This window comes from Streptomyces sp. NPDC048197, assembly GCF_043202395.1.
In the GTDB taxonomy this organism is placed as follows: Bacteria; Actinomycetota; Actinomycetes; order Streptomycetales; family Streptomycetaceae; genus Streptomyces; species Streptomyces siderophoricus.
Genome location: NZ_JBIDAJ010000054.1, coordinates 1 through 14,549, shown reverse-complemented (window position 1 = coordinate 14,549; position 14,549 = coordinate 1). Strand labels below are relative to the sequence as shown.

At 70.4% G+C, this 14,549-nt stretch carries 13 protein-coding genes; 7 read left to right on the top strand and 6 right to left on the bottom strand.

Annotated features, from left to right (window positions below; genetic code table 11):
- Positions 1 to 29: 29 nt before the first annotated feature.
- Entirely contained in the window at positions 30 to 1,535 is a 1,506-nt protein-coding gene (locus ACGF4C_RS37110; protein WP_393572701.1) for a peptide MFS transporter, read from the bottom strand.
- Between the two features lie 507 nt (positions 1,536 to 2,042).
- Between ACGF4C_RS37110 and ACGF4C_RS37105 the strand changes: the two genes are divergently transcribed.
- On the top strand, positions 2,043 to 2,723 hold the full coding sequence (locus ACGF4C_RS37105; protein WP_030416075.1) for a response regulator transcription factor: 681 nt from the start codon (positions 2,043 to 2,045) through the stop codon (positions 2,721 to 2,723).
- A gap of 16 nt (positions 2,724 to 2,739) precedes the next feature.
- Positions 2,740 to 3,987, top strand: a complete 1,248-nt coding sequence (locus ACGF4C_RS37100; RefSeq protein ID WP_393572698.1) for an ATP-binding protein — start codon at positions 2,740 to 2,742, stop codon at positions 3,985 to 3,987.
- Between the two features lie 32 nt (positions 3,988 to 4,019).
- On the opposite strand, the gene ACGF4C_RS37095 is transcribed toward ACGF4C_RS37100, so the two are convergent.
- On the bottom strand, positions 4,020 to 4,547 hold the full coding sequence (locus ACGF4C_RS37095; RefSeq protein ID WP_393572696.1) for a GtrA family protein: 528 nt from the start codon (positions 4,545 to 4,547) through the stop codon (positions 4,020 to 4,022).
- A gap of 102 nt (positions 4,548 to 4,649) precedes the next feature.
- Entirely contained in the window at positions 4,650 to 5,066 is a 417-nt protein-coding gene (locus tag ACGF4C_RS37090) for a hypothetical protein (RefSeq protein ID WP_393572694.1), read from the bottom strand.
- Between the two features lie 178 nt (positions 5,067 to 5,244).
- Between ACGF4C_RS37090 and ACGF4C_RS37085 the strand changes: the two genes are divergently transcribed.
- From ACGF4C_RS37085 to ACGF4C_RS37075, 3 genes are read left to right on the top strand one after another with little or no spacing between them, the layout of a single operon-like run.
- Positions 5,245 to 6,384 carry a 5-(carboxyamino)imidazole ribonucleotide synthase gene (locus ACGF4C_RS37085; protein WP_393572692.1) on the top strand — a complete coding sequence of 380 codons (1,140 nt, stop codon included), beginning with the start codon at positions 5,245 to 5,247 and terminating at the stop codon, positions 6,382 to 6,384.
- Positions 6,381 to 6,920 (top strand): 5-(carboxyamino)imidazole ribonucleotide mutase, encoded by a 540-nt coding sequence (purE, locus tag ACGF4C_RS37080; protein WP_393572690.1) that lies wholly within the window; start codon positions 6,381 to 6,383, stop codon positions 6,918 to 6,920. Before ACGF4C_RS37085 ends, purE begins: the two co-directional genes overlap by 4 nt.
- On the top strand, positions 6,917 to 8,104 hold the full coding sequence (locus tag ACGF4C_RS37075) for a dipeptidase (RefSeq protein ID WP_393572688.1): 1,188 nt from the start codon (positions 6,917 to 6,919) through the stop codon (positions 8,102 to 8,104). Before purE ends, ACGF4C_RS37075 begins: the two co-directional genes overlap by 4 nt.
- A 9-nt stretch (positions 8,105 to 8,113) precedes the next feature.
- Here the strand turns inward: ACGF4C_RS37075 and ACGF4C_RS37070 are convergent, their stop codons facing one another.
- On the bottom strand, positions 8,114 to 8,482 hold the full coding sequence (locus tag ACGF4C_RS37070) for a VOC family protein (protein ID WP_351538614.1): 369 nt from the start codon (positions 8,480 to 8,482) through the stop codon (positions 8,114 to 8,116).
- Between the two features lie 72 nt (positions 8,483 to 8,554).
- Between ACGF4C_RS37070 and ACGF4C_RS37065 the strand changes: the two genes are divergently transcribed.
- Positions 8,555 to 9,100, top strand: a complete 546-nt coding sequence (locus ACGF4C_RS37065) for a CGNR zinc finger domain-containing protein (RefSeq protein WP_393572685.1) — start codon at positions 8,555 to 8,557, stop codon at positions 9,098 to 9,100.
- 695 nt (positions 9,101 to 9,795) lie between these two features.
- Here the strand turns inward: ACGF4C_RS37065 and ACGF4C_RS37060 are convergent.
- The gene (locus tag ACGF4C_RS37060; RefSeq protein WP_393572683.1) at positions 9,796 to 11,136 is read right to left on the bottom strand and encodes a UDP-glucose dehydrogenase family protein; all 1,341 of its coding nucleotides are present in this window, start codon (positions 11,134 to 11,136) and stop codon (positions 9,796 to 9,798) included.
- A gap of 205 nt (positions 11,137 to 11,341) precedes the next feature.
- On the opposite strand from ACGF4C_RS37060, the gene ACGF4C_RS37055 reads away from it, so the two are divergent.
- Complete coding sequence (locus ACGF4C_RS37055) at positions 11,342 to 12,517, top strand: acyl-CoA dehydrogenase family protein (protein ID WP_201803837.1); 1,176 nt, start codon at positions 11,342 to 11,344, stop codon at positions 12,515 to 12,517.
- A gap of 71 nt (positions 12,518 to 12,588) precedes the next feature.
- Here the strand turns inward: ACGF4C_RS37055 and ACGF4C_RS37050 are convergent, their stop codons facing one another.
- On the bottom strand, positions 12,589 to 13,872 hold the full coding sequence (locus ACGF4C_RS37050) for an LCP family protein (protein ID WP_393572681.1): 1,284 nt from the start codon (positions 13,870 to 13,872) through the stop codon (positions 12,589 to 12,591).
- Between the last annotated feature and the right edge of the window lie 677 nt (positions 13,873 to 14,549).

Genomic DNA, 14,549 nt, shown 5'->3' with positions numbered 1-14,549 from the left:
GCCGGCAGGCGTCAGTTGACGCGCAGACGTCAGTTGACGCCGCCCATCAGCTCCTTGACCCGCTTGCGGGACGTCCAGATGCCGATGCCGGCGACGACCGCGAGGGCGGCCTCGACGGCGACCGAACCCGAGGTGTTCAGGTCGACGTTCAGCTGCGGCGAGGTCAGCAGGCCCGCCACGGAGTCACCGGCGGTGACCGCGAGGAACCAGACACCCATCATCTGGGAGCTGTACTTGGCGGGCGCCATCTTCGTGGTGACCGACAGGCCGACCGGGGAGAGGCAGAGCTCACCGATGGTCTGGATGAAGTAGATCGCCACCAGCCACATCGGGCTGACCCGGCCGCCGTTGGCCGCGGTGTCCAGCAGCGGGAAGAGGAAGACCGCGAACGAGATGCCGATCAGCGCGAGGCTGGACGCGAACTTGACGGCGGTGCTCGGCTCCTTGCCGCGCTTGTTCAGCCACAGCCACCCGGAGGCGACCACCGGGGCGAGCGCCATGATGAAGATCGGGTTCAGCGACTGGTACCAGGACGTCGGGAAGTGGAAGCCCAGCAGGTCGTTGGTGGTCGAGTGCTCGCCGAAGATCGACAGGGTCGAGCCGTTCTGGTCGTAGATCATCCAGAAGACGGCGGCGACCACGAAGAACCAGATGTAGCCGGAGAGCTTGGACTGCTCCAGCTCCGAGAGCTCCTTGTCGCGCTTCATGCGGAACAGCACGGCGACCGGGATGATCAGACCGGCGATGGTGATCGGCATCAGCGCCCAGTCGGCGAAGTTACCGGTCACCCCGAGCAGGGTGTAGAACACGGCCGCGACGATCAGCCAGACCAGGCCCTTGCGCAGCACGGCCGTCTTCTCCTGCGCCGACGCGGGCTGCGAGACGACATCGCTCTCGGGGCTCAGGTGGCGGGTGCCCAGCAGGAACTGCGCGAGGCCGAGGGCCATGCCGACCGCGGCGAGCGTGAAGCCGAAGTGCCAGTTGACGCTCTCGCCGACGGTGCCGATGGACAGCGGGGCGAGGAAGGCACCGAGGTTGATGCCGATGTAGAAGAGCGTGAAACCACCGTCACGGCGCGGGTCCTGCGGACCGTCGTAGAGGTGGCCGACCATCGTGGAGATGTTCGCCTTCAGCAGGCCGGAGCCGAGCGCCACCAGGATGAGGCCGGCGAAGAAGGTCGCCGCGGTGGGCAGGGCGAGGGTGATGTGACCCGCGATGACGACGATGGCGCCGATGGCGACCGTCTTGCGCGGCCCCCAGAAACGGTCGGCCATCCAGCCGCCCGGCATGGCGAGCAGATAGACCATCGCCATGTACACGGAGTAGATCGCCGTGGCCGTCGTGGCCTGCATGTGCATGCCGCCGGGGGCGATCAGGTACAGCGGGAGTAGGGCCTTCATGCCGTAGAAGCTGAAGCGCTCCCACATCTCGGTCATGAAGAGCGTGGCCAGTCCGCGCGGGTGGCCGAAGAAGGTCTTGCCGCCGTTCACAGGGGTTCCCTGCTGGGCAGCGCCCTTCGTCAGGCTGGACGCCATGATGGTTCCTTGCTGCTCGGGACGCGTCCGAAGGCCGTGACGCGGCCGGTGGGGGATGACCGGCACCGGTGTGGGCCCCTCCGCCCCCCACGCCCGGGGGGTTCGGTGCGCACGCGGTCATCGAGGCAGCACCGGCAGGACGGTCCACACCGGGATCCACGCCCCCCGTGCTGCTCGCGCGGTGGACCCGGTCGACAGGTCGATCACTGTGTACCGGGGCTGGTCGTGCCAGCCCCGCACACAACAGGGACCGGTGACGTCAGTTGAGCGTCACGGTCCCGATGGTTGTGCGTTGGACGTTGTATTCACCATACGACTCGATCCGCCGCCGTTGGGGCTCGTGAGACAACGCTCACACTGAAGTGGGGAACCACGCGCGCCCCTCCGGGCGACCGCGCGCGCCGCCCCGCGCGGGCGCGCCGCAGGTCACGCTGCAGGAACGGTCCACCGTCGGCCATCCGTGCTGGTCCGCCCCTCGGGCCGGATACATCGGACTACCATCGGCCCATGACCCGTGTACTGCTCGCCGAGGATGACGCGTCCATCTCGGAGCCGCTCGCCCGCGCCCTGCGCCGCGAGGGTTACGAAGTCGAGGTGCGCGAGGACGGCCCGACGGCCCTGGACGCCGGTATCCAGGGCAACATCGACCTCGTCGTCCTGGACCTGGGGCTGCCCGGCATGGACGGCCTGGAGGTCGCCCGCCGGCTGCGCAACGAAGGCCATTCCTTCCCCATCCTGGTCCTGACCGCCCGCGCCGACGAGGTGGACACCGTGGTCGGCCTGGACGCCGGCGCCGACGACTACGTCACCAAGCCCTTCCGGCTCGCCGAACTCCTCGCCCGGGTACGGGCCCTGCTCCGCCGCGGCTCCACCGCCGAGCCCCAGCAGCCGCCGGCCACCCACGGCGTCCGCATCGACGTCGAATCGCACCGGGCCTGGATGGGCGAGGAGGAACTCCAGCTCACGGCGAAGGAGTTCGACCTGCTGCGGGTCCTGGTGCGGGACGCCGGCCGGGTCGTCACCCGCGACCAGCTCATGCGCGAGGTCTGGGACACCACGTGGTGGTCGTCCACGAAGACGCTGGACATGCACATCTCCTGGCTCCGCAAGAAGCTCGGGGACGATGCGGCCAACCCCCGCTACATCGCCACCGTCCGCGGTGTCGGCTTCCGCTTCGAAAAAAGCTGAAAAGAGCCACGAGCCCGTGCGCCGCCGCCTGATCAACTCCACGCTCGCCGTGGTCCTCGTCGTGATCGCCGTCTTCGGCGTCTCCCTCGTCATCGTCGAGACCCGGACGATCCAGGCCGGCGCGCAGGAGAGCGTGGCGTCCGAGGCGGTCCGGCTGGTCGGGATAGTGGAGAGCCGGCTCGGCAGCGGGGAGAAGATCACCCCCGACGTGCTCTCCGAGCAGATCACCGCCAAGCGGCACGCCGAGATCAAGGTGCCCGGCAAACCGCCGATCGAGATCGGGCAGCGTCCCGCCGGTGACGTCATCCAGTCGACCGTGCGCGGCGACCGCGGCGAATCCGTCACGGTCCAGGAGTCCCGGTCCACGATCAGTGCGGAGATCGGCCGGACACTGCTGGTCATCCTGGCCGTCGCGCTGCTGGCGATCCTCGCGGCCGTCGTGCTGGCCGTCCGCCAGGCCCGCCGGCTGACCGCACCGCTGACCGACCTCGCCGAGACCGCCGAGCGGCTCGGCTCCGGCGACCCCCGCCCGCGCCACCGCCGCTACGGCGTGCAGGAACTGGACCGGGTCGCCGACGTGCTCGACGCCAGTGCCGAGCGGATCGCGCGGATGCTGACCGCCGAGCGGCGGCTGGCCGCGGACGCCTCGCACCAGCTGCGGACACCGCTGACCGCGCTGTCGATGCGGCTGGAGGAGATCACCCTCACCGACGACCCGGACACCGTGAAGGAAGAGGCCACCATCGCGCTGGCCCAGGTGGAGCGGCTGACCGACGTCGTGCAGCGGCTGCTGACCAACTCCCGCGACCCGCGCAGCGGCTCCGCGGTCGCCTTCGACCTGGACGAGGTCGTCAAGCAGCAGATCGAGGAGTGGCGGCCGGCCTACCGCAGCGCCGGACGGGCCATCGTCCGCTCCGGGAAGAAGGGCCTGCGGGCCGTCGGCACACCGGGCGCGGTCGCGCAGGTGCTGGCCACCCTGATCGAGAACTCGCTGATGCACGGCGACGGCACGGTCGCGCTGCGTACCCGCGTCACCGGCAACCAGGCCGTCGTCGAGGTCACCGACGCCGGGCCCGGGGTACCGCCGGACCTCGGCTCGCGGGTCTTCGAACGGACCGTCTCCGGCCGCAATTCGACGGGACTGGGACTGGCCGTCGCCCGGGACCTGGCCGAGGCGGACGGGGGGCGGCTGGAACTGCTGCAGCAGCATCCGCCGGTCTTCGCACTGTTCCTGGCCCGGGAGGCCGAGCCCGTCGAGGAGTGAGGCCGGCCGCCGCTGTGGGCGTCGCCGGCGGGCTACTTGCGGGCGGGCCGCCGCGCCTGCGGGGTGCGGTGCGGCTCGTCCGCGCCGTCGGCGAGGAAGGACTCGGCCGTCTCTATCGCCTCGCGGGCCGGCAGCGTGCGGAAGACCCAGGTGCGGTACGACCAGAAGCGGAAGAGCGTGGCGAGCCCGATGCCGAGGAACTTGAAGAAGTTGTTCTGCAGCGGGGTGTCCCAGTGGAAGCCGTACGTCGCGATGTAGAGCAGGCCGTTCTCGATCACCAGGCCGACCGCGCTGAACAGCAGGAAGAGCGTCAGCTCTTTCGTGCGGCCCTGCTTGTCGCGGTCGCGGTAGGTGAAGTACCGGTAACCGATGTAGTTGGTGCCGGTCGCCACGACCGTGGCGATGATGCTCGCCCGCACCACGGGCACCTCGGTCAGATGCCGTACGAGGTTGAAGACCGCGAAGTTGACCACGACGCCCGCGCCCCCGACGGCACCGAACTTCACCACTTCGCGGGTGAGCGCCTCCAGCCTCGACCGCAGTGCGCTCCGTTCACTCATGGTGCTCGTTCAGCTCCCCGTCGTGGGCGGTGTGCGCGGCCGTCAACCTTGGTCCGCACCCTCATGCTAACCACGCCCGCCACAAGCGTTCCCGTCGACCGCTCAGCCGACCGTGACGCGGAAGTTGAGGGTGCGGGCCCCCGGTTCGTCGGCCGCCCCCGCAGAGCAGCGACGGCAGCGCACCAGACGCAGGTCCGTACGCCCCGGCCGGACCGCCTCGAAGTCGAGGCGGCGGACCGGGCCGGCGCCGCCGCGGGCCTGGTGGGCGCCGGTGGGCCGCAGGACGGCCGGGTCGGGCCGGGGCGCGGCGACGATCCAGCGGAAGCCGCCGGCGGGTTCGCCGGTGACCTCCACGCTGAAGCGGTCGCCGGCGGACACCGCGATCTCGGTGTCGTCCGGGCCGTAGATCTTCGGCCCGGACAGTTGGCTGAAAACGGAGTGCAGGGCGATCAGCAGCGCGGCGATCGCGATGACGACCACCAGCGTCCTGGCGCCCCTGGATATGTCGCTGTTCTCCATCCGGCCTCCCCTTCGCCGGGCCCGGGCCGGGCACCGGGCGTCTCCCCGTACCGGCTGCCCCGGCCCCGGGCCAACGACCGGTGGTGATCTGCCACCGGCGATCTTCGAACGTGCGAACTCGGAGGATCATCCAAGGCCGGGTCAGGCGGAACGGCGGCTTACGGATACCCTGGGGGGCGTGACGTTCCCGGTAGTCGGCATGGTCGGCGGCGGTCAGCTCGCCCGTATGACCCACGAGGCGGGTATCCCCCTCGGCATCAAGTTCAAGCTCCTCAGTGACACCCCGCAGGATTCGGCGGCCCAGGTGGTCAGCGAAGTCGTCATCGGCGACTACCGCGATCTCGACACCCTGCGCGCCTTCGCCCGCGGCTGCGACGTGATCACCTTCGACCACGAGCACGTGCCCACCGAGCATTTGCGGGCCCTGGAGGCCGACGGCATCCCCGTCCGCCCCGGACCCGACGCGCTGGTGCACGCCCAGGACAAGGGCGTGATGCGGGCGAAGCTGGACGCGATCGGCGCGCCCTGCCCGCGCCACCGCATCGCCTCGGACCCCGAGGACGTGGTGCGGTTCGCGGCGGAGGGCGACGGCTTCCCGGTGGTCCTCAAGACCGTCCGCGGAGGCTATGACGGCAAGGGTGTCTGGGTCGTACGATCCTCCAAGGAGGCCGCCGAGCCGTTCCGTGCCGGGGTGCCCGTCCTTGCGGAGGAAAAGGTCGATTTCGCCCGCGAACTGGCGGCCAACATCGTCCGCTCCCCGCACGGCCAGGCCGTCGCCTACCCGGTCGTGGAGTCCATCCAGGTCGACGGCGTCTGCGACACCGTGATCGCCCCGGCGCCCGGCCTCGACCCCGAACTGGCCGGCCAGGCACAGGAACTCGCACTGCGGATCGGCAAGGAACTGGGCGTCGTCGGCCACCTGGCCGTCGAGCTCTTCGAGACCGCCGACGGCCGGATCCTCGTCAACGAGCTCGCCATGCGCCCCCACAACTCCGGCCACTGGACCCAGGACGGCGCGATCACCTCGCAGTTCGCCAACCACGTCCGTGCCGTGCTCGACCTCCCGCTCGGCGACCCGCGCCCGCGCGCCCGCTGGACGGTGATGGCCAACGTCCTCGGCGGCGACTACCCCGACATGTACTACGCGTACCTCCATTGCATGGCGCGGGACCCGCAGCTGAAGATCCATATGTACGGCAAGGACGTGAAGCCCGGCCGTAAGGTCGGACACGTCAACACCTACGGCGACGACCTGGCGGATGTGCGCGAGCGCGCCGCGCACGCCGCCGGCTACCTGCGAGGAACGATCACCGAATGACTTCTCCCGCGTCCCCCCTCGTCGGCATCGTCATGGGCTCCGACTCCGACTGGCCCGTCATGGAGGCCGCCGCCCAGGCCCTCGCCGAATTCGAGGTGCCCCACGAGGTCGACGTCGTCTCGGCCCACCGGATGCCCCGCGAAATGATCACGTACGGCGAGGACGCGGCGGACCGCGGCCTGAAGGTGATCATCGCCGGCGCGGGCGGCGCGGCCCACCTCCCCGGGATGCTCGCCTCGGTCACCCCCCTGCCCGTCATCGGTGTCCCGGTCCCCCTCAAGTACCTGGACGGAATGGACTCCCTCCTCTCCATCGTGCAGATGCCCGCCGGCGTGCCGGTCGCCACCGTCTCCGTCGGCGGGGCCCGCAACGCCGGACTGCTCGCCGCCCGGATGCTCGCCGCGCACGACCCCGAACTCCAGGCCCGGATGCGGGAGTTCCAGCAGGAGCTCAACGAACGGGCCACCGAGAAGGGCCGCCGGCTGCGCAACAAGGTCGCCACCCCCAACGGCTTCGGCTTCGGTGGCGCCAAGTGAGCACCTCCCAGGACGCCGCCCGGGACCTGCTCACCCGCTGGCCCGTCATCGACGGCCACAACGACCTGCCCTGGGCGCTGCGCGAGCAGGTCCGCTACGACCTCGACCGGCGCGACATCGCCACCGACCAGTCCGCCAACCTGCACACCGACCTGCCGCGGTTGCGGGCCGGCGGCGTCGGCGCGCAGTTCTGGTCGGTCTACGTACGCGCCGACTACGCGGGCGACACCGCGGTCAGCGCCACCCTCGAACAGATCGACGCGGTACGGCAGTTGGTCGCCCGCCACCCCGACGCGCTGCGCCTGGCGCACACCGCCGACGACATCGAGGCGGCCCGCGCCGAGGGCCGGATCGCGTCCCTGATGGGCGCCGAGGGCGGCCACTCCATCAACAACTCGCTCGCCACCCTGCGCACCCTGCACCAGCTGGGCGTGCGCTATATGACCCTCACCCACAACGACACCATCGACTGGGCGGACTCGGCGACCGACGAGCCGCGCCACAACGGCCTGTCCGCCTTCGGCGAGGAGGTCGTCCGGGAGATGAACCGCTGCGGGATGCTGGTCGACCTCTCGCACGTCTCCGCGGACACCATGCGCGACGCCCTGCGGGTCAGCACCGCGCCGGTGATCTTCTCGCACTCCTCCGCGCGGGCCGTCTGCGACCACCCGCGCAACGTCCCCGACGACGTACTGGCCCAGCTGCCCGCCAACGGCGGCATCGCGATGGCCACCTTCGTGCCGAAGTTCGTGCTGCCCGAGGCGGTGGAGTGGACCCGGCGGGCCGACGAGAACATGCGCGCCCACGGCCTGCACCACCTCGACACCACCGAGGAGGGCATGGCCGTCCACCGGGCCTTCGAGGCCGCCCACCCGCGGCCGAGGGCCACCGCCGCGACCGTCGCCGACCACCTCGACCACATGCGCGAGGTCGCCGGCGTCGACCACATCGGCATCGGCGGCGACTTCGACGGCACCGCCTTCACCCCCGACGACCTGGCGGACGTCGCCGGCTACCCGAACCTGATCGCCGAACTGCTGGACCGCAACTGGTCCGAGGCCGACCTGGCCAAGCTGACCTGGCAGAACGCGGTCCGCACGCTGCGCGCGGCGGAGGACGTGGCGCGCGCCGAGCGGCAGCGGCGCGGCCCGTCCCACGCGACGATCGGGCAACTGGACGGCTGACCGCGGCCGTTACTTGAGGCAGAGGCAGAAGGGGTGCCCGGCGGGGTCGAGATAGACCCGGAAGTCGCGCACCCCTTCGTCGTGCTGCACGAGCTTCGCGCCCAGCCCGACGACCTTGCGCTCGGCCTCGTCGATGTCCGCCCGGGCCACGTCGAAGTCCAGGTGCAGCTGCTGCGGCACGTCCTGGCCCGGCCACTGCGGCGGCCGGTAGCCGCTCTCCACCCGCTGGAAGGCCAGGGCCCGGCCATGGGGCCCGACGACCTCGATCCAGTCGTCCTCATCGCCCCGCGTCACCCGCCAGCCGAGCATCTGCGCGTAGAACTCCGCGAGCGCGGCGTGGTCGGGACAGTCCAGCACCGTGACACCCAAGGTGATCATGACGTTACCTCCATACGCATCCAACCGGTAACTTCGTTACTGCATGATGGCAGCTATCGGTAACATTGCAAGGTGGCATCCCGAACGGCCCCGGACTCCCTGCTCCTCGTACAGGACCTGGTCAACACCCTCGACATCGAGACCGGCGCGGACACGCTGTGCGCCGACGGCGGCTCCCGCGCCTTCCTGCGCGACCACGGGTTCCCGGAACTCCCCCTGGAAAACGACGAATTGACCGCCCTCCAGCAGCTACGAGAGGCACTGCGCGCCGCCTGCCTGGCCCACACCACGGGCACCCCGCTCCCCACCCCGGCGGCCCGCACACTGAACCGGCTGCTGGCCCAAGCACCCCTGGTACTGACCGTGACCGAAGACGGCCGCCCCACGCTCCGCCCCGCCGACGGCCTCCAGGGCGCCGCCCACCTCACCGCCCACCTCGCCGCCGCGATGGCGACCGCGGTCGCCGACGGCACCTGGCCCCGCCTCAAGGCCTGCGAGGCCCACGACTGCCGCTGGGCCTTCTACGACCGCAGCCCGGCCGCCCGCGGCCGCTGGTGCGACATGGCGGTTTGCGGGAGCCGCGCAAAGATGCGCACATATCGCGCGCGTCGCGCGTAGCGCTTTGCGGTGCCTCCCACGTAGCCGTCTGTCCCGCCGTCGGGGTTGCTCGCCGTTGCGCGCTTTGCGGCGCCCCGCACGTAGCCGTCTGCGGCGCCGCGGGTGTTGGTCGCCGTTGCGCCTGCGGCGGGCTGGGTGGGTGTCGGGTGCGGTGACGGGCCTCCGGGGCCGGTGTTTGGGACTGCTGACGCTTTACGTCCCAAACACCGGCCCCTCCGGCCCGTCCCCTCCCGTTGGGAGATGGGAATGCGGTGGGTGGGGATGGACGTTGGGGATGCAAGGGGCTTTGGGAACCCGTAGGGGACGGTCGAACAGAACCCGTAAGGGTCGCGAGCGCCCCTTGCAGGCCTCAACTCAACGGGCAGGGAAGGTATTCCCGCCACCCACCCCACCCCCACGCCACGAGGTACAGCCGGGACGACGACGCCCGCCCCCACCGGCTCCCTACCCACCCACCAACGGGAGGGGACAGACCGGAGGACGAAGTCTGTAGGGCTGTCCCCGCACCCAAAAACACCACGCCCGCCGCCAGGCGCAACGGCGACCAACACCCGCGGCGCAGCAGACGGCTACGTACGCGGCGCCGCAAAGCGCGCAACGGCGAGCAACGAACACGGCGCTGCAGCCGAGTACGTGGGCGGCGCCGCAAAGCGCAGCGGAACGGCGGGACAGCCAGGTACGTGGGGAACGAGGCGCTAGGCGCGAGGGCGCCCGAGGGCCCGGTACGTCCAGCCGGCCTTGCGCCAGAGTTGGGGGTCGAGGGCGTTGCGGCCGTCCAGGATGCGGCGTTCGGCGGTGACCTCGGCCAGGGCCGCCGGGTCCAGCTCGCGGAACTCGCGCCATTCCGTCAGGTGCAGCACCACGTCCGCGCCGCGTACCGCCTCCAGTGCGGTGTCCGCGTAGGCCAGCGTCGGGAAGAGCCGGCGGGCGTTCTCCATGCCCTTGGGGTCGTAGACGGTGACCTGGCCGCCCTGGAGGTGGATCTGGCCGGCGACGTTGAGCGCGGGGGAGTCCCGGACGTCGTCCGAGTCCGGCTTGAAGGTCGCGCCGAGGACCGCGACCCGCTTGCCGAGGAAGCCGCCGCCGACCGCGTCCCGGGCCAGCTCGACCATGTGGCCGCGGCGGCGCATGTTGATCGAGTCGATCTCGCGCAGGAAGGTCAGCGCCTGGTCGGCGCCCAGCTCACCGGCGCGTGCCATGAACGCCCGGAGGTCCTTCGGCAGGCAGCCGCCGCCGAAGCCGATGCCGGCCCGCAGGAACTTCTTGCCGATCCGCTCGTCGTGCCCGATCGCCTCGGCGAGCTTCAGCACGTCGCCGTCGGCCGCCTCGCAGACCTCGGCCATCGCGTTGATGAACGAGATCTTCGTCGCCAGGAAGGAGTTGGCGGAGGTCTTGACCAGCTCGGCCGTCGGGTAGTCCATGACGATGAACGGCGAGCCCTCGGCGATCGGCTTGGCGTAGACCTCGCGCAGCAGCTCCTCGGCCTTCTCGCCGGCCACACCGGCGACGATCCGGTCCGGGTGCAGGGTGTCCTGGACGGCGAGGCCCTCGCGCAGGAACTCCGGGTTCCAGGCCAGCTCGGCGGCCGGGCCGGCCGGGGCGGCGGCCGCCAGCCGCTCGGCGAGGCGGGTCGCGCTGCCCACCGGCACCGTCGACTTGCCGACCACCAGTGTGGGCCGGGTCAGATGCGGCGCCAGCGCGTCGAAGGCGCTGTCCACGTAACTCATGTCGCAGGCGTACTCGCCGTGCTTCTGCGGGGTGTTCACGCAGACGAAGTGGACGTCACCGAATGCGCCGGCCTCCTCGTAGGAGGTGGTGAAGCGCAGCCGCCCGGTGGAGCCCTCGATGCCGGCGACGTGCCGGCGCAGCAGCTCCGCGAGGCCCGGCTCGTACATCGGGACCTCGCCGCGCTGCAGCATCTCGATCTTCTCGGGGACCACGTCGAGCCCCAGCACCTCGAAGCCGAGCTCGGCCATGGCTGCGGCGTGGGTGGCGCCGAGGTAGCCGGTGCCGATCACGGTGATCTTGAGGGCCATGGGTGCTCCAGACGCATGCTGACGAAGACGGCCGGACCGAGCATAGTCGCGAGGGGAATGGCCTACTCCAGTCGCGCGGCGGGCAGGACCGTAACTGTCGGCAACCTCACGTATCCGCAGGCCGGGCCCGGAGCCTAGAATCCGGAGAGGTAAAGGGTTACTTAACGGTAGTTAGCACTGCCGGAGCTCAGGGGAGTGAGAGTTAGTGGCGGGAACCGCTGATTTCGATCTGTACCGGCCGTCCGAGGAGCACGACATGCTCCGCGAGTCGGTGCGCTCGCTCGCCGAGGCGAAGATCGCGCCGTTCGCCGCCGCGGTGGACGAGGAGGCCCGCTTCCCCCAGGAGGCGCTCGACGCGCTGGTCGCCAACGACCTGCACGCCGTCCACGTACCGGAGTCCTACGGCGGTGCCGGCGCCGACGCGCTGGCGACCGTCATCGTCATCGAGGAGGTCGCCCGGGTCTGCGCCTCGTCCTCCCTCATACCGGCCGTCAACAAGCTCGGTTCGCTGCCGGTGATCCTCTCCGGCTCCGAGGAGCTGAAGAAGAAGTACCTGGGCCCGCTCGCCGGCGGCGACGCGATGTTCTCGTACTGCCTGAGCGAGCCGGACGCCGGTTCCGACGCGGCCGGCATGAAGACCAAGGCCGTCCGCGACGGCGACCACTACGTCCTCAACGGCGTCAAGCGCTGGATCACCAACGCCGGCGTCAGCGAGTACTACACGGTGATGGCGGTCACCGACCCGGAGAAGCGCTCCCGGGGCATCTCGGCCTTCGTCGTCGAGAAGGGCGACGAGGGCGTCTCCTTCGGCGCCCCGGAGAAGAAGCTCGGCATCAAGGGCTCCCCGACCCGCGAGGTCTACCTCGACAACGTCCGCATCCCCGCCGACCGCATGATCGGCGCGGAGGGCACCGGCTTCGCCACGGCCATGAAGACCCTGGACCACACCCGCATCACCATCGCGGCCCAGGCGCTCGGCATCGCCCAGGGCGCCCTGGACTACGCCAAGGGCTACGTCCAGGAGCGCAAGCAGTTCGGCAAGCCGATCGGCGACTTCCAGGGCATCCAGTTCATGCTCGCCGACATGGCGATGAAGCTGGAGGCGGCCCGTCAGCTCACCTACGCCGCGGCGGCCCGCTCCGAGCGGATATCCGCCGGCGGCAAGGGCGAGGACCTGACCTTCTTCGGCGCCGCGGCCAAGTGCTACGCCTCGGACGCCGCCATGGAGATCACCACGGACGCGGTCCAGCTGCTCGGCGGCTACGGCTACACCCGCGACTACCCGCTGGAGCGGATGATGCGGGACGCCAAGATCACCCAGATCTACGAGGGCACCAACCAGGTCCAGCGCATCGTGATGGCGCGCAACCTCCCCCAGTAGGCCCCACGGCACACAAGAAGGGGCCCGGACCGCACTCGCGGTCCGGGCCCCTTCCCGTGTCCGGCCCTGCGTCAGTTGCTGCTGACGGTGACCTTCTCGTCGTTGTTCAGCTGCTGGACCAGCTGCTGCAGCTTGGCCTTGTCCCACACCAGGTTGCCGCCGGTGGAGCCGGAGACCGGCATGTTCATCGACTTGCCGTCACCGCTGGTCACGCCCTTCATCGCGAAGAACATCTCGCCCAGGTCCCACAGGCTCATGTCCTTGTCGACGATCAGCGTGTCCAGGCCGGCGCCCATCACCGGGTAGAGCTTGAACGGGTTGAGCACGGTGCCCGGCGTGGCCGTCTGGCCGGCCAGCGACGACAGGAACTTCTGCTGGTTCTTCGTCCGGTCCAGGTCACTGCCGGCGAAGGCGTGCCGGGTGCGGACGAAGGCGAGCGCCTGCTGGCCGTTGAGGGTCTGCTTGCCGGCCGGGAAGTCGGCGCCGGACCACTTGTCCTTGAACGCCTTGGGGATGTCCATCTCCACACCGCCGATGGCGTCCACGATGTTGGCGAAGCCGGCGAAGCCGATCTCGACGTAGTGGTCGATGTGCAGATGGGTATTGGCCTCGACGGTACGCACCAGCAGCTCCGGGCCGTCCTCGGCGTAGGCCGCGTTGAGCTTGGTGTGCCGTCCGGTGCCCGGGTACTTCTTGCCGGAGTCCGAGCCGACGAAGGACGGTATCTCGACGTCCGAGTCACGCGGCAGCGAGATCAGCGTGGGGCCGTTGCTGCCGTCGTGCAGGATCATCATCGAGTCGGTGCGCTTGCCCTCGGCGGAGCCGGTGTGCAGCTTCTTCTTCTGCTCGGCGGACATGCCCTCGCGGCTGTCCGAGCCGACGATCAGGTAGTTCGTGCCGTCGCCGGTCTCCGGCCGGTCGATGACCTTGCTGAGGTCGACCTGGCGGCGGAGCTTGCCGTCGGCCCAGAAGTACGTGGCGACCGAGGCGACCGCCAGGACGACGACCACGGTGATGATCGTCCACTTGATGCGCCGCCCCCAGCGCGGCCGCGGCCGCCCGCCGCCGTACCCGTCGTCGTAGCGGCCGCCACCGCCGCCACCGCCTCCGTAGACCTGGCCGGTGTTGTAACCGTCGTACGCGTCGTCGTAGCCCTGGGACTGCTGCGGCGGCACGGTCGCGCCCCTGCGCGGGGACATCGACGGCGGCAGCGGGGGCTCCTGCCGCTGATAGCCGGGGGCCGCGTCACGCCGCACCTGGGGCATGGCACGGGCACCCTCGGGATCGGCACCGCTGCCGCGCCCGTATCCGTTGCCGTTCCGGTCGCCGGACCATCCGTTGGGCCACTCATTCATACCGGGCAGTGTGCACGGCCCAGGGGCCCGTCCCATAGGGCAGGTGCGGGATCGGGCCAGCCCTGTTGCAGACCTGATGCAAAGCGACGGCGGCGTTCCGCCGCATATCGCAAGGGCCCGTGACCATTCCGACCTGCAAGAACGGAACCAGCTATTCCGGATACCGCCCACGTACCCGTCTCTCCCGCCGCGGGGTCCTTGTGGCATTCCCCACGTTCCGCTGCGCTTGGCTTTTTCCCCATGTACTTGGCTGTCCCGCCGTCGGGGTTGCTCGTCGTTGCGCTTTGCGGCGCCACGTACGTAGCTGTCTGCGGCGCCGCGGTTGTTGGTCGCCGTTGCGCCTGCGGCGGGCTGGGTGGGTGTTGGGTGCGGTGACGGGCCTCCGGGGCCTTGTTCGTGGACTGCTGTCGCTTTACGTCCACGAACAGGCCCCTCCGGCCCGTCTCCTCCCGTTGGGGGAGTGTGCGGGTGTGTGGGGGCGTGCGTCGTGGAGGAGGCACCTGGCGTAGTGAGGTCTCGGGAATACCTGGCCCGGCGCGTCGAGTTGTGGCCCCACAGGGGGCCCTCGCGACCCTTACGGGTTCTGTTCGACCCACCCCTACGGGTCCGGACGTCCCCACGCCAACCCCTACCCACCCGCACCCTTCCCCCAACGGGAGGGGACGGGCCGGAGGGGC

What these genes read in the sequence shown, in the direction of transcription:
- ACGF4C_RS37110 (WP_393572701.1), bottom strand. Translation starts at nt 1,535, where the DNA reads ATGGCGTCCAGCCTGACGAAGGGCGCTGCCCAGCAGGGAACCCCTGTG.
- ACGF4C_RS37105 (WP_030416075.1), top strand. Translation starts at nt 2,043, where the DNA reads ATGACCCGTGTACTGCTCGCCGAGGATGACGCGTCCATCTCGGAGCCG.
- ACGF4C_RS37095 (WP_393572696.1), bottom strand. Translation starts at nt 4,547, where the DNA reads ATGAGTGAACGGAGCGCACTGCGGTCGAGGCTGGAGGCGCTCACCCGC.
- ACGF4C_RS37090 (WP_393572694.1), bottom strand. Translation starts at nt 5,066, where the DNA reads ATGGAGAACAGCGACATATCCAGGGGCGCCAGGACGCTGGTGGTCGTC.
- purE (WP_393572690.1), top strand. Translation starts at nt 6,381, where the DNA reads ATGACTTCTCCCGCGTCCCCCCTCGTCGGCATCGTCATGGGCTCCGAC.
- ACGF4C_RS37070 (WP_351538614.1), bottom strand. Translation starts at nt 8,482, where the DNA reads ATGATCACCTTGGGTGTCACGGTGCTGGACTGTCCCGACCACGCCGCG.
- ACGF4C_RS37060 (WP_393572683.1), bottom strand. Translation starts at nt 11,136, where the DNA reads ATGGCCCTCAAGATCACCGTGATCGGCACCGGCTACCTCGGCGCCACC.
- ACGF4C_RS37050 (WP_393572681.1), bottom strand. Translation starts at nt 13,872, where the DNA reads ATGAATGAGTGGCCCAACGGATGGTCCGGCGACCGGAACGGCAACGGA.